This window comes from Streptomyces sp. NBC_00209, from assembly GCF_045206345.1.
GTDB lineage: Bacteria > Actinomycetota > Actinomycetes > Streptomycetales > Streptomycetaceae > Streptomyces.
The window spans coordinates 35073-55954 of sequence record NZ_CP108121.1 but is presented as its reverse complement, the minus strand read 5'-3'; the positions used below and the strand labels follow the sequence as shown (position 1 = coordinate 55954).

The following is a 20882-nucleotide window of genomic DNA, read 5'->3' as shown; positions in this document are numbered from 1 at the left end:
CATGACCGACCAGCAGACCCCCACCCCGATCAAGGCGCAGAGCGCCCCCCGGCACGACGCCAAGGTCATCAAGGCCCTGACCCGGTTCGCGCTCTCGATCTCGGTGCTCAACATCCTCGGCTACACCGTCCTCGGCTTCGAACAGGCATGGACCTGGCCGCTGGTCGCCCTCGCGACGGCGTACACCCTGGAGATCGCCCTGGAAGCCGTCAGCGCCCGGGTCGAGGGCCGCAGGGCCCGCTTCCTCGGCGGCGGCCCGCGCGGACTGATGCAGTTCCTGCTCCCCTCGCACATCACCGGCCTGGCCGTGAACATGCTGACCTACGTCAACGACCGGATCTGGGTCATGATCTTCGGCGTGATCGTCGCCGTCGGCACCAAATGGGTGCTGCGCGCGCCGCTGCGCGGCCGGATGCGCCACTTCATGAACCCGTCGAACTTCGGCATCGCGGTCATCCTGATGCTGTTCCCCTGGGCCAGCATCGCCCCGCCGTACCACTTCACCGAGTACCTCTACGGGCCCGCCGACTGGGTCCTGCCCGGCATCATCATCGTGCTCGGCACCATGCTCAACGCCAAGCTCACGGACCGCATGTGGCTGATCGCCGCCTGGGTCGGCGGCTTCGCCCTCCAGGCCATCGTGCGCGGCCTGATCTTCGGGACCTCCATCCCGGCGGCCCTGGGCATGATGACCGGCACCGCCTTCGTCCTCTTCACCAACTACATGATCACCGACCCGGGCACCTCGCCGTCCAAGCGGACCGCCCAGATCGCCTTCGGCGGCGGAGTCGCCGCGATGTACGGCCTCCTGACGGCCCTGCACATCGCCTACGGCATCTTCTTCGCCACCGCGCTCGTCTGCCTGATCCGCGGCGGCTACCTGTGGTGGATCCACGCCACCGCCGACAAGGACACCGCCGCGCAGCCCAAGGCCGTGTCCGAGGTCGTCCCCCTCCGTCCCGCCCCGGCCGCCACGTCCCTCAACGGCGTGTCGCCCGGAGAACAGAAGGAGTCGGTGCCCGCATGAGCAGGATCGCCATCGTCGGCATGGCGTGCCGGTACCCCGACGCCGCCTCCCCCCGCGAACTGTGGGACAACGCCGTCGCCGGCCGCCGCGCCTTCCGCAGGCTCCCGGACGAGCGGATGCGCCTGGAGGACTACTACGACCCCGACCCCACCGTCCCCGACCGCTTCTACTCCCGTACGGCGGCGCTCCTGGAGAACTACGAGTTCGACCGCGTCGCCCACCGGACCGCCGGCAGCACCTACCGGTCCACCGACCTCACCCACTGGCTGGCCCTGGACACCGCGGGCCGCGCCCTCGCCGACGCCGGCTTCCCCGACGCGGCCGGGCTGCCCCGCGAGACCACCGGCGTCGTCATCGGCAACACCCTCACCGGCGAGTTCTCCCGCGCCAACGTGATGCGCCTGCGCTGGCCCTACGTACGACGGGTGCTGACCGGGGCGCTCAAGGACCTCGGCTGGGAGGACGAACGGATCGCCGAGTTCGCCGCCGGAATGGAGGAGGACTACAAGCGGCCGTTCCCGCCCACCGACGAGGACACCCTCGCCGGCGGCCTCGCCAACACCATCGCCGGACGCATCTGCAACTACTTCGACCTCAACGGCGGCGGATACACCGTCGACGGCGCCTGCTCCTCCTCCCTGCTGGCCGTCACGACCGCCAGTGCCTCCCTGCTCAGCGGCGTCACGGACATCGCCGTCGCCGGCGGCGTCGACCTGTCCATCGACCCGTTCGAGGTCATCGGCTTCGCCAAGACCGGCGCCCTCGCACGCGGCGAGATGCGCCTCTACGACCAGGGCTCCAACGGCTTCTGGCCCGGCGAGGGCTGCGGCATGGTCGTCCTCATGCGCGAGGAGGACGCGCTCGCCGGCGGTCACCGCATCTACGCCACCATCGCCGGCTGGGGCATCTCCTCCGACGGCCAGGGCGGCATCACCCGCCCCGAGGTCAGCGGCTACCAGCTCGCCCTGCGGCGCGCCTACGAACAGGCCGGCTTCGGCATCGAGACCGTGCCGCTCTTCGAGGGCCACGGCACCGGCACCGAGGTCGGCGACGCCACCGAGCTCACCTCACTCGGCGAGTTCCGCGCCCGGGCGGGCGCCGAACCGGGCTCGGCGGTCATCACCTCCATCAAGGGCATGATCGGCCACACCAAGGCCGCCGCCGGCGTCGCCGGCCTGATCAAGGCGGCGCTCGCCGTCGACGCGCGCATGCTGCCGCCCACCATCGGCTGCGCCGACCCGCACGACCTCCTCACCGCCGACGACGCCAACCTGCGGGCCCTGCGCACGGCCGAACCCTGGCCCGAGGACGCCCCGCTGCGCGCCGGAATCACCGCGATGGGCTTCGGCGGCATCAACACCCACATCGTCCTCGACAAGCCCGAGCCGCAGCAGCGCAAGCCGCTCGCCCGCCGCTCCCTCGACCTCGCCGGTTCGCTCCAGGACGCCGAGGTCCTGCTCTTCGACGCGGACTCGCCCGGTGAACTGCGCGACCGCCTCACCCGGGCCGCCGACGAGACGATCCGGCTCTCCTACGGCCAGATCACCGACCTCGCCGCCCTCCTCCAGCGCGAACTGCGCGACCTTCCCTGGCGGGCCGCCGCCGTCGTCACCTCACCCGAGGACGCCGAACGGCAGCTGCGCCGCCTGATCACCGCCGTCGACCAGCGCGACGCACGCGCGACGGCCTTCACCGCGGACGGGAACACCTTCCTGGGCCACGCCGCCGACGAGCCCCGCATCGGCTTCCTCTTCCCCGGCCAGGGATCGGGCACCAGCACCACCGGCGGAGCCCTCGCGAGGCGCTTCCCGGAGGCCGCCGAGGCGTACGCCACCGCCGCCCTGCCCACCACGGGCGACATGACGGCCACCGAGACGGCCCAGCCGCGCATCGCCACCGGCTCGCTGGCCGGGCTCAGGGTCCTGGACTCCCTCGGCATCGAGGCCGGCCTCGCGGTCGGCCACAGCCTCGGCGAGATCTCCGCCCTGCACTGGGCAGGCTCCCTGACCGCCGCCCAGCTCCTGGAGACGGCCCGGGTACGCGGACAGGCCATGGCCGACCACAGCGCCTCGGGCACCATGGCCTCCCTGGCCGCCGGGCCCGAGACCGCCGAACGCCTCGCCCAGGGCCTGCCCGTCGTCGTCTCCGGCTACAACGGCCCGGCCCAGACCGTTGTCGCGGGACCGGTCGACGCCGTGGACGCGCTGGCCGCGCGCGCCGCCGAGGAGGGCGTCCCCTGCACCCGGCTGCCGGTCTCGCACGCCTTCCACTCGCCCCTGGTCGCCCCCGCCGCCGACTCCTTCGGCACCTGGCTGGACGACCGGGCCCACCCGGCCCCCGGACGCCGTGTGATCTCCACGGTCACCGGTGCCGAACTCACCCCGGACACCTCCGTCCCGGACCTGCTCCGCCGTCAGATCACCGCCCCTGTCCGGTTCTCCCAGGCCGTGGCCCGGGCGGCCGGTGACACCGACCTGTTCATCGAGGTCGGCCCGGGCCGGGTGCTCTCCGCGCTGGCCGGCAACGCCACGGGCGTCCCCGCCGTCGCCCTGAACACCGACGACGAGTCCGTCCGCTCGCTGCTCCGCGTCGTGGCGGCCGCCTGGGTGAGCGGGGCGCCCGTCGCCCACGAGCGCCTGTTCCGGCACCGGCTCACCCGGCCGCTGGAGATCGGCGCCGCCCGCACGTTCCTCTCCAGCCCCTGCGAGCAGGCCCCGCTCCTGGACCTGCCCGCCGTCGCCCCGGCCGCCTCCCCGGCGGACGCCGACGCCACGGGCACCGAGGGCGCGGACGCCGGCCGGTCCGTCCTGGAGGTGCTCACCGCCCTGGTGGCCGAGCGCGCCGAACTCCCGGCCGAGCTCGTCGGACCCGAGACCAGCCTCCTGGACGACCTGCACCTCAGCTCCATCACGGTGGGCCAGATCGTCAACCAGGCGGCTACCCAACTGGGCCTCTCCGCCGCCCGGATGCCGACCAACTTCGCGACCGCCTCCGTACGGCTCCTCGCCGAGGCCCTGGAGGAGCTGGCCGCGACGGCCGACGCTCCGGACGCGGCGGGCCCGGTCGTCATCGGTGCCGCGCCCTGGGCCCGCGCCTTCTCCGTGGCCCCCGAGGCACTGCCGCTGCCCGCCGCCCCGCGCGCCGGGGAGGGCACCAGCACCTGGCAGCTGTTCGCGGACGCCGGGGACACCGGGGCCGAGGAGATCCGTACCGCGCTCCAGGCGTCCCCGTACGGTCCCGGCATCCTGATACGGCTGCCCGAGCAGTGCTCCGAGGAGGCCCTGCAGCACGCGCTCGACGGGGCGAAGACGGCCCTCGCCGTCGCCTCCCAGGACGCCGAACCGCGCTGTGTCCTCGTCCAGTCGGGGCGCGGCGCCGCCGGCCTCGTCAAGACCCTCGCCCAGGAGGAGCCCCGGCTCCGCGTCACCATCGTGCACACGCCGCCCGGCGCGCACCTGGTGGAACGGGTCCTCGCGGAGGTCGCCGCCACCCGTGGCGCCGTCCGGTTCTCCGAGGCCCACTACGGCGAGGACGGCGTGCGCCGGGTGCCGACGCTCCGGGCCCTGCCCGTCCGCGCCGAGCACAACGACCCGCCGATCGGCGCTTCCGACGTCCTCCTGGTCACCGGGGGCGGCAAGGGCATCTCCGCGGAGTGCGCCCTCGCCATCGCCCGTGACACCGGGGCGGCCCTGGCCGTCATGGGACGGTCCGACGCGGCGGCGGACGCCGAACTCGCCGCGAACCTCGCCCGGATGACGGACGGCGGCGTGCCCGTGCACTACGCGCGTGCGGACGTCACCGACCCCGCCCAGGTCCGGGCGGCCCTCGCGGAGCTGACCGGGCGGCTCGGACCGGTCACCGGTCTGCTGCACGGTGCGGGGCGCAACGAACCCGCCCCGCTGACCGCGCTGCGGCGCGACGACCTCCGGCGCACCTTCGCGCCCAAGGTCAACGGCCTCCAGCACGTCCTGGACGCGGTCGGCGCGCAGAACCTCAAGCTCCTCGTCACCTTCGGCAGCATCATCGGCCGGGCCGGCCTGAAGGGCGAGGCGCACTACGCCACCGCCAACGAGTGGCTGGCCGACCTCACCGAGAGCGTCGCCCGGGACCACCCGGGGCTGCGGGCCCGGTGCGTGGAGTGGTCCGTCTGGTCCGGTGTCGGCATGGGCGAGAAGCTCTCCGTCGTGGAGACGCTGGCCCGCGAGGGCATCGCCCCCGTCTCGCCCGAGCAGGGCGTGGAGATCCTGCTCCGCCTCATCACGGACCCGGACGCGCCCGTCGTCTCCGTCGTCAGCGGCCGTACCGAAGGCGTCGCCACGGTCCGCCGCCACCAGCCGCCGCTGCCGCTGCTGCGGTTCACCGCCACCCCGCTCATCCGCTACCACGACGTCGAGCTGATCACCGAGGCGGAACTCAACGTCGGCTCCGACCCCTACCTCGCCGACCACCACCTCGACGGCAACCTGCTGATGCCCGCCGTCATGGGCATGGAGGCCATGACCCAGGTCGCCTTCGCGGCCACCGGCCGGACCGGCACACCCGTCCTGGAGGACGTGCGGTTCACCCGGCCGATCGTCGTCCCGCCGGACGGCTCCGCGCACATCCGCATCGCCGCCACCGTCACCGGACCCGACACCGTCGACGTCGCCGTCTTCACCAAGGAGACCGGTTACGCCGCCGAGCACTTCCGGGCCCGCGTGGTCTACACGACGACACCGCCGGAGGAAGGACGGCCCGACGTCAGCACCGCACCGCTCGGCCAGGTGCCGCTCGACCCGGACGCCGACCTGTACGGGAGCGTGCTCTTCCAGGGCACCCGCTTCCAGCGGCTGCGCCGCTACCACCGCGCCGCCGCCCGGGACGTCGACGCCGACCTCACCCTGGCCGGCACCGGCGGCTGGTTCGCCGGCTACCTCCCCGCGACCCTGCTGCTCGCCGACCCCGGCATGCGCGACGCGCTCATGCACGGCAACCAGGTCTGCGTCCCCGACGCCACCCTGCTGCCGTCCGGCATCGAACGCCTGACGCCGCTGACCGCCGCCAAGCTGCCCGGCGACCCGGACGAGCTGCGCTACTGCGCCACCGAACGGTCCCGGGACGGTGACACGTACATCTACGACATCGCCGTACGCACCCCGGACGGCACCGTGGTCGAGCGGTGGGACGGGCTCACCCTGCACGCCGTGCGCAAGAACGACGGCTCGGGGCCCTGGCCGCCGGCGCTCCTCGGCTCCTACCTGGAACGGTCGCTGGAGGAGGTCCTCGGCGCGAGCATCGCGGTCGTGGTCGAACCCGACCCGGACGACGACACCGACGCCCCCGGGCCCGGAGCGGTGGCGACCAGGACCAAGAAGGTGGTCCGGACCCGCCGGGCCGCGACCCTCACCGCCGTGCAGCGCGCGCTGGGCGCACCCGCCGAGCTGCGCTACCGGCCCGACGGCAAGCCCGAACTCGCCACCGGGCAGCACGTGTCCGCCGCCCACGGCATGAACCTCACCCTGGCGACCGTGTCCGACACCGCCGTCGCGTGTGACGTCGAGGCCGTCTGCGTACGCACGCAGAAGGACTGGACGGGCCTCCTGGGCGACCACGCCCCGCTGGCCGCCCTGGTGGCGGGCACGACCGGCGAGGCCCCGGACACCGCGGCCACCCGGGTGTGGAGCGCGGTGGAGTGCCTGAAGAAGGCCGGACACCTCACCAGCACGTCCCTGTCCCTGCTCCCGCAGACCAAGGACAACTGGGTGCTCTTCAAGAGCGGGGACCTGGAGATCGCCACCTTCGTCACCGCGCTGCGCACCTCGCTGGAACCCGCCGTCTTCGCCGTCCTGGCGGGACCGGGGGAGGGGGGCGAGGGCCGTGGGTGAGACGTACGAATACCACTTCACGGCCACCGGGACGGAGGCCGAGGCCGAGGCCGACGGCTCCTATCTCGGCTGCCTCCTGCGCCAGGAGCAGTGCCGTGAACTGACCCTGGAACAGGCGGAGTTCCCCGCCGAACCGCTGAGCACCCGGGAGATGGACTGCGAGGCCCTGACCGAGACCGAGCCCGGTGACGCCGTGCTCGTCCGGGTCCGGGTCACCGGCACCGCGCCCGGAGAGCTGGAGCTGACGTACCACCAGTACAAGCAGGGGGCGCACGGCGAGGGGATCCTGGTCGCCCGCGGCCGGGAACGCATCGCCGGGATCAGCCCGTCCATCCTCTCGACACCGGCTGGGAGTTCCGCATGAGCCTGGTAACCACCCGCACCGCGGAGGACGTCGACCTCACCGACACCCGGCAGCTGCGCGGCGCCTTCGGGACCTTCGCCACCGGGGTGACCGTCGTCACCGTCGGCGGCCACGCCTGGCGGGGCATGACCGCCAACTCGTTCACCGCCCTCTCCCTCGACCCCCCGCTCGTCCTGGTCTGTGTCGGCAAGGAGGCCGTCATGCACGGCAGCCTCACCGGCGCGGAGGACTTCTCGGTCTCCGTACTGGCGGCCGGGCAGGAGGACGTCGCCCGGCACTTCGCGGACCCCACCCGGCCCTCGGGGCTCAGCCAGTTCGCCACGGTCGGGTGGGAGCCGGGCCGGGCCACCGACGCCCCGCTGATCGCCGGGGCCGACGCGCACTTCGAGTGCGTGCGGCAGGAGGTCTACGACGGCGGCGACCACACCATCTTCATCGGCCGGGTCGTCGCCGCGCGCAAGCGGCCGCCGGCCGCCGACACCCTGGTCTTCCGGAGCGGGCGCTTCCGGGGCCTCACCGAAGAACGCGAGGCGGCATGACCGCCCGGCCGGCCGAACCGCCGGTCTCCGCGCTCCCGGGACTGCTGCGCAAACTGGCCACGGACCGTCTCGGCCTGATGCGGGACGCGGCGGCCCTGGGCGACGCGGTCCGGGTCGCCATCGGCCCGAAGAAGCTCTACATCTTCAACCATCCCGACTACGCCAAACACGTCCTGGCCGACAACAGCGACAACTACCACAAGGGCATCGGCCTGGTGCAGGCCCGCAGTGCCCTCGGCGACGGCCTGCTGACCAGCGAGGGCCCGGTCTGGCGCAAGCAACGCCGGACCGTCCAGCCGGCGTTCAAGCCGGCCCGGATCGCCCAGCAGGCCGAGACCGTGGCGGAGGAGGCGGAGAAGTTCGTCGCGCTCCTCGCCCGGCACGAGGGCGCGGCCCCCGTGAACCTCATGCACCTGGTCACCCAGCTGACCCTGGGCGTCCTCGGCCGCACGCTCCTGGACACCGGCCTCGACGGCTACGGCGAGGTGGCCCACGCCTTCGAGGCGGTGCAGGACCAGGCCATGTTCGACATGGTGACGATGGACAAGGTGCCCGCGTGGCTGCCGCTGCCCCGGCAGCGCCGGTTCCGCACCGCCCGCCGCGAGCTGCACCGGATCGCCGACGCCCTCATCGCCGACCGGCGCGGCCGGATGAGCGGGGGAGCGGCGCCCGACGACGCGCTGGCCAGGATGATCCTGGCGGCGGCCGAGGCGGAGAGCGTCGACGGCGCCCCGGAGCAGCTGCGCGACGAGCTGGTGACCCTGCTGCTCGCCGGGCACGAGACGACCGCCAGCACGCTGGGGTGGACCTTCCACCTGCTCGACCGGCACCCCGAGGTCCGGGAGAAGGTCCGCCAGGAGGCCCGGGAGATCCTGGGGGACCGTGCCCCGGTCCTGGACGACCTGCACCGGCTGTCCTACACCACCATGGTCATCCAGGAGGTCATGCGCCTCTACCCGCCGGTCTGGGTGCTGCCCCGCATCGCCCAGCGGGCGGACAACGTCGGCGGATACGAGGTGTCGGCCGGGGCGGACGTCCTGATCAGCCCGTACATCCTGCACCGGCACCCGGGGCTGTGGACGGACCCCGAGCGGTTCGACCCGGAGCGGTTCGACCCCCAGCGGGTCGCGCACCGCCCGCGCTACGCGTACATCCCGTTCGGGGCCGGGCCCCGGTACTGCGTGGGCAGCAACCTCGGGATGATGGAGGCGGTGTTCGTCACGGCCCTGGTCACCCGGGACCTGACGCTCGACTCCGTACCGGGGCACAAGGCCGTCCCCGAGGCGATGCTCTCGCTGCGGATGGCGGACGGGCTGCCGATGACGGTCGGCCGGAACCGCTGAGGCCGGCGGTCGCGGCACACGAAGGGGCCGGCGGTGCGAGGGGGATTCGCACCGCCGGCCCCTTCGTGTGCCCCGGCCGCCCGGGGGCTTCTCAGGCGGCGACCGGAGTGCGGAGGTCCCGGCCCGAGAGGGCGACGAGGATGGGCGGGTCCAGCGGATCGGCCGGGCGCAGCACGATGTCGGCGGGCAGCACCGCGACCCCGGGCTGCACGGTGACCGGTCCGTACCGGCCGATGCTGAGGGTGTCCGGCGCGTACCCGCCCTGGCCGGCGGGGAGCGGAGTGCCGTACGGGACGGAGTAGGCCAGTACGTGCCAGGTGCCGGGCGGCACGTCGTGCAACTGGAAGGGGCCGGGGCCGTCCATGACGGTGTGCCGGACGGGCCGGCCCTGCAGGATCGCGCTGGGGAAGAGCCCGATGAAGACCTGGCCCAGGGCCCGGTCGCCGGGCAGCACCGCCCGCCCCCGGATGGTGAGCGGCGCGGGGCCGTCGCCGGCGGCGCGGACCGGGGCCGGGCCGAGCGCCGACACATCGCCGCCGCTCTCCCGGTACATGCTCGGCGACACCCCCACACACGTCTTGAACCGCGTGCTGAACGTCCCGACGCTGCTGTAGCCGACCCGGCTGCTCACGTCCGCGACGCTCATGTCGGTGGAGACGAGAAGATGCTTCGCCTCCTGAATCCGGAGCGCGGAGAGGAACCGCCGCGGTGACGTCCCCGTGGTGTGCCGGAAGATCCGGGTGAAATGGAACTTGCTGAACATGGCAACGCGTGCCATGTCATCGATCGTGAGTTCCTGATCGAGACGCTCATGCATTTCCTCGACGACGCGAAGAATCGCCTGGTTGACCGATGGAGAAGTCACAAGAGATCCCTTCCGGATAACTTCGATCGGGTCATGATCCGCATGTTCAGCGGCCGGTATTCATTTCATTGGCGAATCGTCGCCACGAATCCGAGCACTTCATCGCCACGTCGGCGATCGCCTGCCGGCTGTGCGCCGGGATGGCCGGTGTCTGGCGCCGCCATGCCTCGTCGGTGAGGAAATGGGCGTGCAGCCACCGGACGAAGTCGCGCCCGGAATCGGTCTGCCGCAGCGCCGGGTCACCGGCCAGGCTCCGCAGGATGTCCAGAGCGTCCCGGGTCGTCACGGTGCGGCCCCCGCCGGACGGGGCCCGGCGGACGGGCGCCGCGGGGCGCGGGCCCTCCGTGTCGCGGGCCGCCGTGTCGCGGGCCGCCGTGTCGCGGGCCGCCGGGCGCGCCGCGGAACGGGGTCCCGGCTGGGGCGCCGGGTCCTCACCGCGCAGCAGCCGCTGCCGTACGTCGTGGGCGGTGCCCAGGGAGAGTCCGGTGCGCTGGGCCACCATGCGCAGGGTCAGGCCCGGGCGCAGTGAGATGAGTTCGGCGGCCTGCCGGCGCTCGGTGGTGCGGTCCAGCGGATGGGCCTTGCCATCGCGCCCGACACGCATGTTCAGCTGCGGAGAATCCACGGTTGAACGGTGCCGGACCCCGGCCACCGTCTTCGCGTCGAGCCCGGTGTAGATGCCGATGCTCCGGTCCGACATGGCGGGGAACGACCGCAGGATCCGGTCCGCTGCGGCCTTCCGGTCGGCGGTCGAGAGCGGCAGTCCGTGCGCGATGTTCCGGGCGACGGACTGGATGAACGCCTCCTCGTCGGCGCCGTCGAAGAACTGCGCCCGCAGCACCTCGTGCCCGAGGATCTCGGCGGCCCGCAGCCGGTGCATCCCGTCGATGACCCGCATCGTCGGGCGCTGCACCAGGACCGGCGGCAGCGAGTCGTACACCTCGGCGAGCCGCCGGGCGTGCGCCTCGTCGATCCCGTCCAGACGCGGTGAGCGGCCCGGTGCCAGATCGCGGATGCGCACCGGCTGGGTGAAATGGGCGGGTAGCTCCGTCTGTTCCTCGGCAGAACCGCTCATGGGTGCTCCTGGAAGTGGGGGTGAACTGTTCCCGACGTAGAGAGGTGGAACGATTTCCAACGCGTCGTACGATCCGGTTCCGCTGTTCGAAGAGCGATTCGAAGTCTACCGGCTGGCTGGTTTTATCGGGTGGCCCGGAGCGGCCCCGAGGAGACTTCGGTTAGTTGCTTCGTGGAACTCGGTCGTTTCTTGAACAGACTCACCCGTTGCTTGAACTCGCACCGCTCGCATAGCTTCCTCGGCATGCCGCACGACATTCCGATTGTCCGGAGAGGGAGAGTTGATGACGGACGTGACCGGCCGGCAGTCGGCCGACAGTGCACGACTGACCCTGGAAGCATTCGCGGACACCATAATCCCCGGTGAAAAGCGTGGTCCCGAGGACCGTGCCGTCGCCGGCGCGGCCACCGGCGGCGGAGCCGTCGCGGCCGGCGCGCTGGACCTCCTGCGCTGGGACGCCACCGGAATGTCGGAGGGCGTGGACGGCCTCGCGGAACTCCTGGACGAGCACGCCCGTGGCTACGCCGGGCAGCACGGCCTGGAGCTCGACGCGACGGTCCCGCCCTTCGTGGCACTCGACTTCGAGCACCGCACCGAACTGGTCAAGCGGCTGACGGCCCCCGGACACCCCGAGCGCGAGTTCTGGATCCTGCTGGCCCTCTTCTCCAACATGTCCTTCGACTCGGCCGCCCACCTGCACACGGCGGAGGCCCTGGCCGCGGACCACCCCGGTCTCGCCGCCCTCGGCATCACCCCGCCCGGCGCGGACGGCTTCTGGCGCTTCGCGAAGCCCGGTTACGGACGCCCGCTGGCCCGCCTGCACCCCGACACCACACCCTCCGGGAGCCCGGCATGACGAACCCCGCGGAGAAGCCTGCGGAAAGCACCGACGTCCTGGTGATCGGCAGCGGCTTCGGAGGCGCCATCACCGCCTACCACCTCGCGGCCGGCGGGGCCTCCGTCACCGTACTGGAACGTGGACCCTGGCTGACCAGCGAGGACTTCGAGCACGACTACAAGCTCGGCTCCTCCTACACCCGGGCCTTCGACTTCGTCGTCGGTGACGGCATGAGCGTCCTCGGCGGCAACTGCGTCGGCGGCGGCAGCGTCGTCTACTTCGCGGCGATGCCCCGCGCCCCCCGCTTCGTCTTCGAACGCAAGGGCAGCATCGGCCGCCGCATGTGGCCGAAGGCCATCGACCGCGACACCCTCGACCCCTGGTACGACCGCGTCGCCCAGGCGCTGTCCGTCACCCGGCAGGACTGGGACGACGTCAGCTACGCCGGCGGCCTGTGGGCGGCCGCGTGCGACCACTCCGGCCGCACCGCCAACCCGCTGCCGACCGCCGTGGACAGCTCCCGGTGCACCAACTGCAACTGGATGATGGCCGGCTGCCGCTACGAGGCGAAGCAGTCCCTCCTCCTCAACTACCTGCCCGCCGCCGTCACCCACGGCGCCGTGATCCGGCCACTCCACGAGGTCCAGCGCATCACCCGGACCCCCGAGGGCGACTACCGGGTCCACTACGACGTCATCGACGCCGAGGACTACCGGGTCCGCACCGGAAACGGCGTCATCGAGGCGAAGATCGTCATCCTGGCCGCAGGCGCGGGCGCCACGCCCGTCATCCTCCAGCGCAGCGAGGGCGACCTCGGCACGATGCCGCACGCGGTGGGGCGCTACTTCTCCGGCAACGGGGAACGCCTCAACACGGCGATCATCGACGAGGACAAGGCCGCCGAGCTGCTGAAGCTCGACCGGGGCGACGGCACCGCGTACGCCGTCAACCAGATCGGCAAGGGCCCCACCGTCGCCAACTGGGACCGGCTCGACGGATCCCTCCCCGAGTTCTCCCGCTACTCGCTGGAACAGCTGTACTTCCCGCCCGGCCTGGGCACGATCCTCGCCCAGGTGCCGGGAGAGGCAGCGCCCTCCTGGTTCGGAAAGGCCAAGAAGGAGATCCTCAAGCGCTGGCAGTCCTGGCTGACCATCTTCACCATGATCGAGGACAACAACGAAGGCGTCTTCGGTCCGCCGCCCGCCACCGGGAACGCGCACCGTATCTCCCAGCAGATGCTGGGCCGCGGCAACCTCCGTTACGCCCCCACCACCAGCACGGTCGAGGCGTGGGCGAAGTCGGACGCCGAGGTCAAGGAGATCCTGGAGAAGGACGGCCTGTCCCAGGTCATGCCCTGGACCAACGACCTGGTCGGCGCCTATACGGTGCACCCCCTGGCCTCCTGCCGGATGGGGGACGACCCGCACACCTCCGCGCTGGACGACCGCAACGAACTCCGCGGCCACCCCGGCATCTTCGTCACCGACGGCTCGGCCGTCCCCGGCGCGCTCACGGTGAACCCCGCCATGACCATCGCGGCCATCGCCGAACGAGCGGTCCCGGGCATCGTGCGCGCCGCCCAGGACAAGGGCGTCCGCGTCAGCTACCGGGCAACGCTCCCCGCCGCCGTCCGCGACAGCCGGTCCAGGACCCTGACCGTGATCCCCTCGCCGTCCGTACCCGCGCCCGTCGCCGGATAGCCGCGCGCCCCCGCCCGGGCCAGGGGCCCGGGCGGCCACTCATCGCCAGCAGGTTGCTTCACGAAACCAGCCCCACCGCACCGAGCAGGAAGAGGAAAGACCATGAGCGCCTACTTCGAGTACCTCCACACCGTCGGCTTCGAGGAGACCAACCTCGTCGGCAACGTGTACTACGTGAACTACCTGCGCTGGCAGGGACGGTGCCGTGAGATGTTCCTGAAGCAGGAGGCGCCGGCCGTCCTGGCCGAGGTCCAGGACGACCTGAAGCTCTTCACCCTCAAGGTGGACTGCGAGTTCTTCGCGGAGATCACCGCCTTCGACGAGCTGTCCATCCGGATGCGCCTGGCGGAGCTCGGGCAGACCCAGCTGGAGTTCACCTTCGACTACGTGCGGCTCGCCGAGGACGGCGGCGAGACCCTGGTCGCCCGCGGCCGCCAGCGGATCGCCTGCATGCGCGGCCCCAACACCGCGACCGTCCCCTCGCTCGTCCCGGACTCCCTGGTCCAGGCCCTCGCGCCGTACTCCGGCGCCGCGCTCGCCGCCTGACGCCCCGTTCCCGTACGGCCCCCGCACGCCCAGTGGGTTGCTTCACGCAACCCGACCGAGTTGCTTCACACAACCCACCCCAGGAGAACCCCATGGCCACGCTGCAGGACACCCTCAAGGACCTCTCGATCGACGCCGAGGAGACCATCCGCCTCGTGGAGAACCTGGACGACGCCGCCTGGCGGACGCCCACCCCCGCCACCGGCTGGACGATCGCCGACCAGATCGCCCACCTGACCTTCATCTTCCAGCTGGCCAGGACCGCCGCCGCCGACCCGCAGACCTTCGAGAAGATCGCCGCCGGTGCGGCCGGCGACTTCGACGGGGCGGTCAACGCGGCGCTCCGCGGCTTCGACCACCTCACCCCGGCCGGACTGCTCGCCGCCTTCACCGCCGAGAGCGAGGCGTGCGTGCGGGCCCTGGCCGCCGTGCCGGAGGACTCCATCGTCCCCTGGCTCGTCAATCCGCTGCCCCCGCGGATCCTCACCTGCGCCGGGATCATGGAGGTCTTCGGGCACGGCCAGGACATCGCCGACGCCCTCGGGGTGCGCCGCGAGCCCAGCGACCGGCTGCGCCACCTGGCGGAGTTCGCCTGGCTGACCCGCGACTTCGGTTACCTCTCGCGCGGCCTGACGCCGCCCGCCGAGCCGTTCCGGTTCGAGCTGACGGCCCCCTCCGGGGAGCACTGGAGCATCGGCCCGGCCGACGCCGTGGAGACCATCACCGGCCCCGCCCACGACTTCTGCCTGCTGGTCACCCGGCGCCGCCACCCCGACGACCTCGCGCTGACCGCGAGCGGCGACCGGGCGACCGAGTGGCTGGGCCTGGCCCAGGCGTACCGGGGACCGGCCGGAGAAGGCCGCCGGCCGGGGCAGTTCGCGGCCCACAGCCACTGACCCGGCACCCCGACGGACCCCCGGCGGCCACCATGACCTCCACGGCCCCGCACGACGTCACCGTGATCGGCTGCGGGACGCTCGGCACCTCCATCGCCCTGGCCCTGACCCGGGCCGGCCGCAGCGTCGCGCTCGCCGACGAGGACCCGCGCGCCCTCGCCCGGGCCGTGTTCCGGGGCGCGGGCACCGTCCTTCGGCCCGACAGCCTCCCGGCCGCACTGGTCGTCGTCGCCACCCCGACCGCCGCCGTGATCGACACCCTGTACGAGGCGCAGGCCGCCGGTCTCGGCCGCGCCTACACCGACCTCACCGCCGGGAACCACGGCATCTGGGACGAAGCCCGCCTGCGCGGCTGCGACCTGCGGGGGTACGTCCCCGGCCGCCCCCGGCTCCCCGCCCGGCCGGGCGGACCGGCCGCCGGCCTCTTCGCGGGCCGCCCGTGGACCGTGTGCCCCTACCCCCTGGCCGAACCGGACGCCCTCGACGCCGTCGACCGCCTCGTCCGCACCTGCGGCGCCCACCGCGACGACGTGCCCCCGGGCCGCCGGGCCCGCTCCCCGATCTCCGAAAGAGGAAGACGATGACCACGCTCACCCCGCAGGCGTCCGACCAGCAGCCCGAAGCCCTCTCCGCGCCCCAGGTGCTGTGGAACTCGGGGGACGAGGGCGACGAGGCCGGATTCTTCAGCCACCGGTTCACCATGGCGGGCAGCTGGCGGATCACCGGTCCGCTGGACACCGCGGACCTCCAGTGGGCCCTGGACCAGCTGGTGGTCCGGCACACCATCCTGCGTACCGTCGTCACACGCGACAAGGACAGCCCGACCCAGGAGGTCGTGCCCGCCCGGTCCGTCCCCCTGCTGGTCGACCACCTCGCCGTGGCGGCGGGACCGGACCGGGACGCCGCCGCCGAACGGCTCCGCAACGAGGCCGAGACCGGGAGCCTCGACCCCCGCACCGTGCCGCTGCTCCGCGCCCGGCTGGTCCGCTTCGACGCCGAGGACGCCGTCCTGAGCCTCGTCACGCACCACACCGCCGGCGACGAGTGGTCGATGCAGGTGCTCCTGCGGGACCTGGCCGAGCTGATCCGCGCCCACGCCGAGGACCGGCCCGCCGACCTGCCCGAGGCCGTCCAGTACACCGACTTCACCCACGACGAGCTCACCCGCGAGAACACGCCCCGCACCGAGGAGGACCGCGCCTACTGGCGTACGCACCTGGCCGGCGCCCGCGTCTTCGCGGTCCCCACCGACCGCGAGGTCCCGCACGTCCACTCCGCGCCCTACTCGGCCCACACCTTCCCGCTCGACGCCGCCACCGTGACCCGGGCCCACGAGCTGGCCGCGCAGGCGGACACCCCCGTCTCCACCGTGTACCTGGCGGCGTTCAACCTGCTCGCCCACCGGATCAACGGCACGATGGACCCGGTCATCGACACGCTCACCACCGTGCGCCCCGCCCCGCGCCACCAGGGCATCGTCGGCCCGCTGATGGACTTCCTCGCACTGCGCACCGGCCTCGCCGGCCACGACACCTTCCGCGACGTCCTGGCGGCCACCGCCCGGACCTGCCGCGAGGGACACGAGAACGCGGTCCCCATCCAGCACGTGGAGGACATGCTGCCCGAGCTGATGTCCCCCAACGACGAGCCCCGGAAGACCAACCTCATCTTCGGCGCCTTCGCCCCGCCCTTCGAGCCCGCCGCCACCCGGATCGCCGACGCCACGGAGGAGGTGCCCAAGCCGGCCGGCCTGACCCCGGAGGGCGCCTGGATCCCGCACGGCGTCGCGTGGACCGTGCACGCCCTGGCCACCGGGGAGCTGGGCGGGCACATCCAGTTCAACACCGAGGAGCTGGACCCGGAGACCGTCGCCGGCTGGGCCGGGACCTACGCCGCCCTGCTCGAAGCGGCCGTACGGGAGCCCGACCGGTCCTGGAACAGCCTCGGGTGACCGGGCAGGGCCTGGGAACGACCGAGGCGGGTGGGGTACGGGAAGCTTCCCGTACCCCACCCGCCTCGGTCCCGCTCAGCCGCCGTACGTGAGGCCGGTGAGCTCCTCCGACTGCTCCCACAGCCGCCGCCACGCCCGTTCGTCCCGGGCGCCCCGGCCGGGGCGGACGATCCGGGGAGCGCCCCGGGTGCCCGTGATCCCGCCCGGCCCGTAGTACGAACCGCCTCGCGCGGACGGGTCGGTGGCCGCCCGCAGGGTGGACAGCATTCCCGCGTCGGCGTCCTGGAGGAGCAGCCGCGCGAACGGTGCGCCGGCCACCCGCAGCCCGGCCGGGAAGCCCCGGCCGAGACCGGTGGCCGCCAGGCCGGGGTGGGCGGCCGTGGCGATCGTCGGACGGCCGCTCGCGGTGAGCCGCCGTTGCAGTTCGGCGGTGAACAGCAGATTGGCCAGCTTCGACCGGTTGTACGCCCGGTAGCGGCCCGAGGGCGGCCGGGCGCCGGGCGGCCCGGGCCGGCTCAGGTGGTGCAGATGGCTGCTGACCGTCACGACCCGGGAGCCGGGGTGCTCGGCCAGCCGGGGCAGCAGCAGGTTGGTGAGCGCGAAGTGCCCGAGGTGGTTCACCCCGAACTGCAGCTCATGGCCCTCGGCGGTCGTCGTGCCCTTGGTCCACATCACCCCGGCGTTGTTGACCAGCAGGTCGATCCGGGGCAGCCCTTCGAGTTCCCTCGCCGCCCGCCGTACGGAGTCCAGGGCCGCGAGGTCCAGCTCCTGGACCGTCAGGTCGGCGCCCGGTACGGCCTCCCGGATACGGCTCACCGCCAGGGTGCCCCGGCCGGGGTCCCGTACCGCCAGCACCACATGCGCCCCGAGGCGCGCGAGCGCGGCGGCGGTCGCGAGGCCGATGCCGGAGCTGGCACCGGTGACGACGGCGGTGCGCCCGTGCTGCTCCGGCGCCCGGGCAGCCGTCCACCGCTCTTCCGTTGTCAGGCCGAACACTCCGGTCCTCCTTCCGCCGCCGCGTACACCGCTCAGGCCGGGACGCTCACGGCCCGGCCGTAGCCCACGGTCGTGATCCGGTGCGCGGATTCGAGGTAGTAGGCGTCGGACACCGGCAGCGCGGTGTCCAGGCAGCTGACATACCGGTTGAACATGCAGAAGGACGCCGCGATCAGCACGGTGTCGTGCAGGTCCGCGTCGCTCGCGCCCGCCCGCCGCGCCTCCGCCACCGCCTCGGCGGAGACGGCCCGGGCCGCCGCCTGCACCTCGGCCGCCACGGCGAGCAGCGCGCGCAGCTTGGCGCCGATGGGGGCGCTCGCCGGGTCGGCGAGGACCGCGTCGACCAGCTCCTGGCCCTCCACCAGCTGTGCGGCGGCGAACGCGGCGTGCGAACCGGCGCAGAACGGGGTCCGGTTGAGGTGGGAGACGTACGCGGCGATCAGCTCCCGCTCACCCTGGGGGAGCGAGGCGGGCGCCCGCAGCAGGGTCTCGGCGAGGTGGTTCAGCGGGGCGGCGGTGTCCGGCCGGTTGGCCATCAGGCCGGTGATGCCGGGGAGGTCGTTGTCGAGCGCGATGTGCGTCATGCGAGGCCCTTTCACGGAGGAGTGTTACGTGGGGATCGGCGCGGTGCGCGGGGAGGAGGCCGGCTCCGCGTCGAGCAGCGCGAGGGGCGGGTCGTCCGCGAGGTAGAAGTGGCCTCCGGGAACGACGAGTTGGCGAAATCCGCCGGTGGTGCGGTGCGACCAGCCGGACGCCTGACCGGGGCCGGTCACCGGGTCCGCGTCGCCCAGCACCCCGGTGACGGGACAGCCGACGCGGTCCGCCGGACGTGCCGCGTACCGGCTCGCCATGAGCAGGTCCGCCCGGATGTACGGGAAGTACCGGTCGAGGAGCCCCGGGTCGTCCAGCAGCGCGGGGTCGGTGCCCCCGAGCCGGACCAGGGTCGTCGCGAGCTCGTCCGGGGACGCCGTTTCCAGCCCGGCGGGGGCCGGTCGCGGAGGCGGGGCCGAGGCGCCCGAGACGAAGAGGCGGCTCGGCGGAACACCGCCCCGCTCCAGCAGCAGCGCCGTCTCGAACGCGGCCCAGGCGCCCATGGAGTGCCCGAACAGCGCCACCGGCCGGTCCGCCAGAGCAGCGACGGCGGGCGCGACGCCCGCCGCGAGGTCCCGGACGTCCGTGGCGCACGGCTCGGCCGCCCGTTCCGCACGGCCCGGATAGCGCACCGCGTACACCTCGAACCGCCCGCCGGGGGAGGCCCAGTGCCGGAAGAAGGCGGCCGTGCCCCCGGCATGCGGGAAGCAGACCACGCGGAACGCGGCACCGGGCGCGACCCGTGTGCGCTGAAGCCATGCCATGACCGCGCTCCTCTCCCGGGCCGACGGCGGAACCCGGAGGGCAGCCTTCACCGCCCGCGACGGGCCCGACCCGCTTGAACAGGCGTTCAGGCACAGCGGAAGAGCGACCACAGCACGCGGGAAGACGCGCCCAACGCTCCCCGAGCCCGTTGCGCACGAAGGAAGATGCGCCGCGCCTGACGCGGACCGCAGCCTTGATCCACGCCCGGGCAGGCGCCGGAGACGCGCGTGCCGCGACGTCCCGCAGCGCCCGGTCCCTCCGCGAAGACCGAGACGAGAGGCACCACACATGACTGCGACAGCGCCTGTGGCCCATCCCCTCCAGGAGAACGTCAGCAAGGTCCTGCCGACGCTGCGCGAGCACGCGCGGTGGACCGACGACAACCGCAGGCTCCACGAGGCCACGCTCGACGCGCTCGCCGGGACCGGGGCGCTGCGGATGCGCGTCCCGGCGCGCTACTCCGGCGAGGAGACGGACTTCGCGACCCTCCAGAGCGTCATCGGCGAGATCGCGCGCGGCGACGGCGCGGCCGCCTGGAACACCGCCGTGTGGTCCATGTGCGCCTGGCTCGCCGGGCTCTTCCCCGACCAGGTCCAGGACGAGGTCTTCGCCGACCCGGACGTCCGCGTCTGCGGGGTGCTCAGCCCCTCCGCCCAGGCCCGCCCGGACGGCTCCGACATGATCATCGACGGCCGCTGGTCCTTCGTCAGCGGCGCCCCGCACAGCCAGTGGCAGGTCGTCCTCGCCATGGCCCCGGCCCCGGGCGGCGACGGCGTGTGGCCCGTCATGGCCCTCGTACCGACCGCCGAACTCCAGCTGGAGGACGACTGGTTCACCTCCGGCCTGCGCGGCACCGGGTCACTCACCACCATCGCCGACAACGTGCGGGTGCCGATGGAACGCGTGCTGCCCCTGCCCCTGGTCCTCCAGGGCCAGTACGCCACCGAGCTCAACCAGGCGTCCCCGGTCTGGAACGCGCCGATGATGGCCACCGGCTCCGCCTGCTTCGCCGGCGCCGCGGTCGGGCTGGCCCGCGCCGCCGTCGAGACCTTCCACGACCGGCTCCCCGGCCGGAAGATCACGTACACCGCCTACGACAGCCGGCGCGAGGCCCCGGTGACCCACCTCCACGTGGCGGAGGCCGCCTACCTGGCCGACGAGGCCGAGTTCCACGCCCGCCGCATCGCCGGCGACCTGGACCGCAAGGGCCTGGCCCGCGAGCCGTGGACGCTGCCGGAGCGGATCGCCGCCCGCGCCGCGCTCGGCCGCACGTTCCGTCAGGCGGCGGGCGCCGTCGAGGCCCTGGCCACGGCGAGCGGCGGCAGCGGCCTGTACAGCACGGACCCCATCCAGCGGATCCGCCGCGACGTCCAGGCGCTCAACCTGCACGCGCTGATGCACCCCGACACCAACGCCGAACTGTACGGACGCGTGCTCTGCGGCCTCGACCCCAACACCTCGTACCTCTAGGCCCTGTCTGGAGTTCCCCGCCTGCGCAGCGGCGCCCGCGCTCCGCGCGGAC

General features: G+C 73.2%; 17 protein-coding genes. 12 read left to right on the top strand and 5 right to left on the bottom strand.

The genetic code is table 11. From position 1 onward, the window contains the following. The first annotated feature begins 1 nt into the window (after position 1). From OG867_RS00245 to OG867_RS00225, 5 genes are read left to right on the top strand one after another with little or no spacing between them, the layout of a single operon-like run. Entirely contained in the window at positions 2-1027 is a 1026-nt protein-coding gene (locus OG867_RS00245; protein WP_331720343.1) for an enediyne biosynthesis protein, read from the top strand. Continuing rightward, complete coding sequence (locus tag OG867_RS00240; RefSeq protein ID WP_331720342.1) at positions 1024-6891, top strand: type I polyketide synthase; 5868 nt, start codon at positions 1024-1026, stop codon at positions 6889-6891. The genes OG867_RS00245 and OG867_RS00240 overlap by 4 nt, the downstream gene beginning before the upstream one ends. Next, a complete protein-coding gene (locus OG867_RS00235) occupies positions 6884-7255 on the top strand; it encodes a hypothetical protein (protein WP_331720341.1) in 372 nt (123 codons plus the stop codon). Before OG867_RS00240 ends, OG867_RS00235 begins: the two co-directional genes overlap by 8 nt. After that, a complete protein-coding gene (locus OG867_RS00230) occupies positions 7252-7794 on the top strand; it encodes a flavin reductase family protein (RefSeq protein WP_331720340.1) in 543 nt (180 codons plus the stop codon). The genes OG867_RS00235 and OG867_RS00230 overlap by 4 nt, the downstream gene beginning before the upstream one ends. Further along, positions 7791-9137, top strand: a complete 1347-nt coding sequence (locus OG867_RS00225; protein WP_331720339.1) for a cytochrome P450 — start codon at positions 7791-7793, stop codon at positions 9135-9137. The genes OG867_RS00230 and OG867_RS00225 overlap by 4 nt, the downstream gene beginning before the upstream one ends. A gap of 91 nt (positions 9138-9228) precedes the next feature. Here the strand turns inward: OG867_RS00225 and OG867_RS00220 are convergent, their stop codons facing one another. Next, the gene (locus tag OG867_RS00220) at positions 9229-9954 is read right to left on the bottom strand and encodes a helix-turn-helix domain-containing protein (RefSeq protein WP_406290686.1); all 726 of its coding nucleotides are present in this window, start codon (positions 9952-9954) and stop codon (positions 9229-9231) included. A gap of 94 nt (positions 9955-10048) precedes the next feature. Continuing rightward, positions 10049-11077, bottom strand: a complete 1029-nt coding sequence (locus OG867_RS00215; RefSeq protein ID WP_331720338.1) for a ParB/RepB/Spo0J family partition protein — start codon at positions 11075-11077, stop codon at positions 10049-10051. 283 nt (positions 11078-11360) lie between these two features. Between OG867_RS00215 and OG867_RS00210 the strand changes: the two genes are divergently transcribed. The 6 genes from OG867_RS00210 to OG867_RS00185 all read left to right on the top strand — a co-directional run bounded on the left by OG867_RS00210 (position 11361) and on the right by OG867_RS00185 (position 17008). After that, on the top strand, positions 11361-11933 hold the full coding sequence (locus OG867_RS00210) for a DUF5987 family protein (protein WP_328904600.1): 573 nt from the start codon (positions 11361-11363) through the stop codon (positions 11931-11933). After that, positions 11930-13615 (top strand): GMC family oxidoreductase, encoded by a 1686-nt coding sequence (locus OG867_RS00205; protein WP_328904599.1) that lies wholly within the window; start codon positions 11930-11932, stop codon positions 13613-13615. The genes OG867_RS00210 and OG867_RS00205 overlap by 4 nt, the downstream gene beginning before the upstream one ends. Before the next feature lie 102 nt (positions 13616-13717). Further along, positions 13718-14161, top strand: coding sequence for an acyl-CoA thioesterase (locus OG867_RS00200; protein WP_328904598.1), 444 nt, complete (start codon positions 13718-13720; stop codon positions 14159-14161). A 92-nt stretch (positions 14162-14253) separates the two neighbouring features. After that, entirely contained in the window at positions 14254-15057 is an 804-nt protein-coding gene (locus OG867_RS00195) for a TIGR03084 family metal-binding protein (protein WP_331720337.1), read from the top strand. 32 nt (positions 15058-15089) lie between these two features. Next, on the top strand, positions 15090-15641 hold the full coding sequence (locus OG867_RS00190; RefSeq protein WP_328904596.1) for a prephenate dehydrogenase/arogenate dehydrogenase family protein: 552 nt from the start codon (positions 15090-15092) through the stop codon (positions 15639-15641). Continuing rightward, a complete protein-coding gene (locus tag OG867_RS00185; protein WP_331720336.1) occupies positions 15638-17008 on the top strand; it encodes a condensation domain-containing protein in 1371 nt (456 codons plus the stop codon). The genes OG867_RS00190 and OG867_RS00185 overlap by 4 nt, the downstream gene beginning before the upstream one ends. Before the next feature lie 75 nt (positions 17009-17083). Here the strand turns inward: OG867_RS00185 and OG867_RS00180 are convergent, their stop codons facing one another. From OG867_RS00180 to OG867_RS00170, 3 genes are read right to left on the bottom strand one after another with little or no spacing between them, the layout of a single operon-like run. Beyond that, positions 17084-17995, bottom strand: coding sequence for an oxidoreductase (locus tag OG867_RS00180; RefSeq protein WP_328904755.1), 912 nt, complete (start codon positions 17993-17995; stop codon positions 17084-17086). Between the two features lie 41 nt (positions 17996-18036). Further along, positions 18037-18588: a carboxymuconolactone decarboxylase family protein gene (locus OG867_RS00175; protein ID WP_328904594.1), complete on the bottom strand. Its 552-nt coding sequence runs from the start codon at positions 18586-18588 to the stop codon at positions 18037-18039. A gap of 24 nt (positions 18589-18612) precedes the next feature. After that, on the bottom strand, positions 18613-19359 hold the full coding sequence (locus tag OG867_RS00170) for an alpha/beta fold hydrolase (RefSeq protein ID WP_331720335.1): 747 nt from the start codon (positions 19357-19359) through the stop codon (positions 18613-18615). A 289-nt stretch (positions 19360-19648) separates the two neighbouring features. Between OG867_RS00170 and OG867_RS00165 the strand changes: the two genes are divergently transcribed. Beyond that, on the top strand, positions 19649-20830 hold the full coding sequence (locus tag OG867_RS00165) for an acyl-CoA dehydrogenase family protein (RefSeq protein WP_331720334.1): 1182 nt from the start codon (positions 19649-19651) through the stop codon (positions 20828-20830). Positions 20831-20882 lie beyond the last annotated feature (52 nt).

Excerpts from the sequence above, each read along its gene's own strand:
- OG867_RS00200 (WP_328904598.1), top strand. The coding sequence starts at position 13,718 with ATGAGCGCCTACTTCGAGTACCTCCACACCGTCGGCTTCGAGGAGACC.
- OG867_RS00190 (WP_328904596.1), top strand. The coding sequence starts at position 15,090 with ATGACCTCCACGGCCCCGCACGACGTCACCGTGATCGGCTGCGGGACG.
- OG867_RS00195 (WP_331720337.1), top strand. The coding sequence starts at position 14,254 with ATGGCCACGCTGCAGGACACCCTCAAGGACCTCTCGATCGACGCCGAG.
- OG867_RS00175 (WP_328904594.1), bottom strand. The coding sequence starts at position 18,588 with ATGACGCACATCGCGCTCGACAACGACCTCCCCGGCATCACCGGCCTG.
- OG867_RS00165 (WP_331720334.1), top strand. The coding sequence starts at position 19,649 with ATGACTGCGACAGCGCCTGTGGCCCATCCCCTCCAGGAGAACGTCAGC.
- OG867_RS00205 (WP_328904599.1), top strand. The coding sequence starts at position 11,930 with ATGACGAACCCCGCGGAGAAGCCTGCGGAAAGCACCGACGTCCTGGTG.
- OG867_RS00225 (WP_331720339.1), top strand. The coding sequence starts at position 7,791 with ATGACCGCCCGGCCGGCCGAACCGCCGGTCTCCGCGCTCCCGGGACTG.
- OG867_RS00210 (WP_328904600.1), top strand. The coding sequence starts at position 11,361 with ATGACGGACGTGACCGGCCGGCAGTCGGCCGACAGTGCACGACTGACC.
- OG867_RS00240 (WP_331720342.1), top strand. The coding sequence starts at position 1,024 with ATGAGCAGGATCGCCATCGTCGGCATGGCGTGCCGGTACCCCGACGCC.
- OG867_RS00170 (WP_331720335.1), bottom strand. The coding sequence starts at position 19,359 with ATGGCATGGCTTCAGCGCACACGGGTCGCGCCCGGTGCCGCGTTCCGC.
- OG867_RS00245 (WP_331720343.1), top strand. The coding sequence starts at position 2 with ATGACCGACCAGCAGACCCCCACCCCGATCAAGGCGCAGAGCGCCCCC.
- OG867_RS00220 (WP_406290686.1), bottom strand. The coding sequence starts at position 9,954 with ATGCATGAGCGTCTCGATCAGGAACTCACGATCGATGACATGGCACGC.
- OG867_RS00215 (WP_331720338.1), bottom strand. The coding sequence starts at position 11,077 with ATGAGCGGTTCTGCCGAGGAACAGACGGAGCTACCCGCCCATTTCACC.
- OG867_RS00185 (WP_331720336.1), top strand. The coding sequence starts at position 15,638 with ATGACCACGCTCACCCCGCAGGCGTCCGACCAGCAGCCCGAAGCCCTC.
- OG867_RS00230 (WP_331720340.1), top strand. The coding sequence starts at position 7,252 with ATGAGCCTGGTAACCACCCGCACCGCGGAGGACGTCGACCTCACCGAC.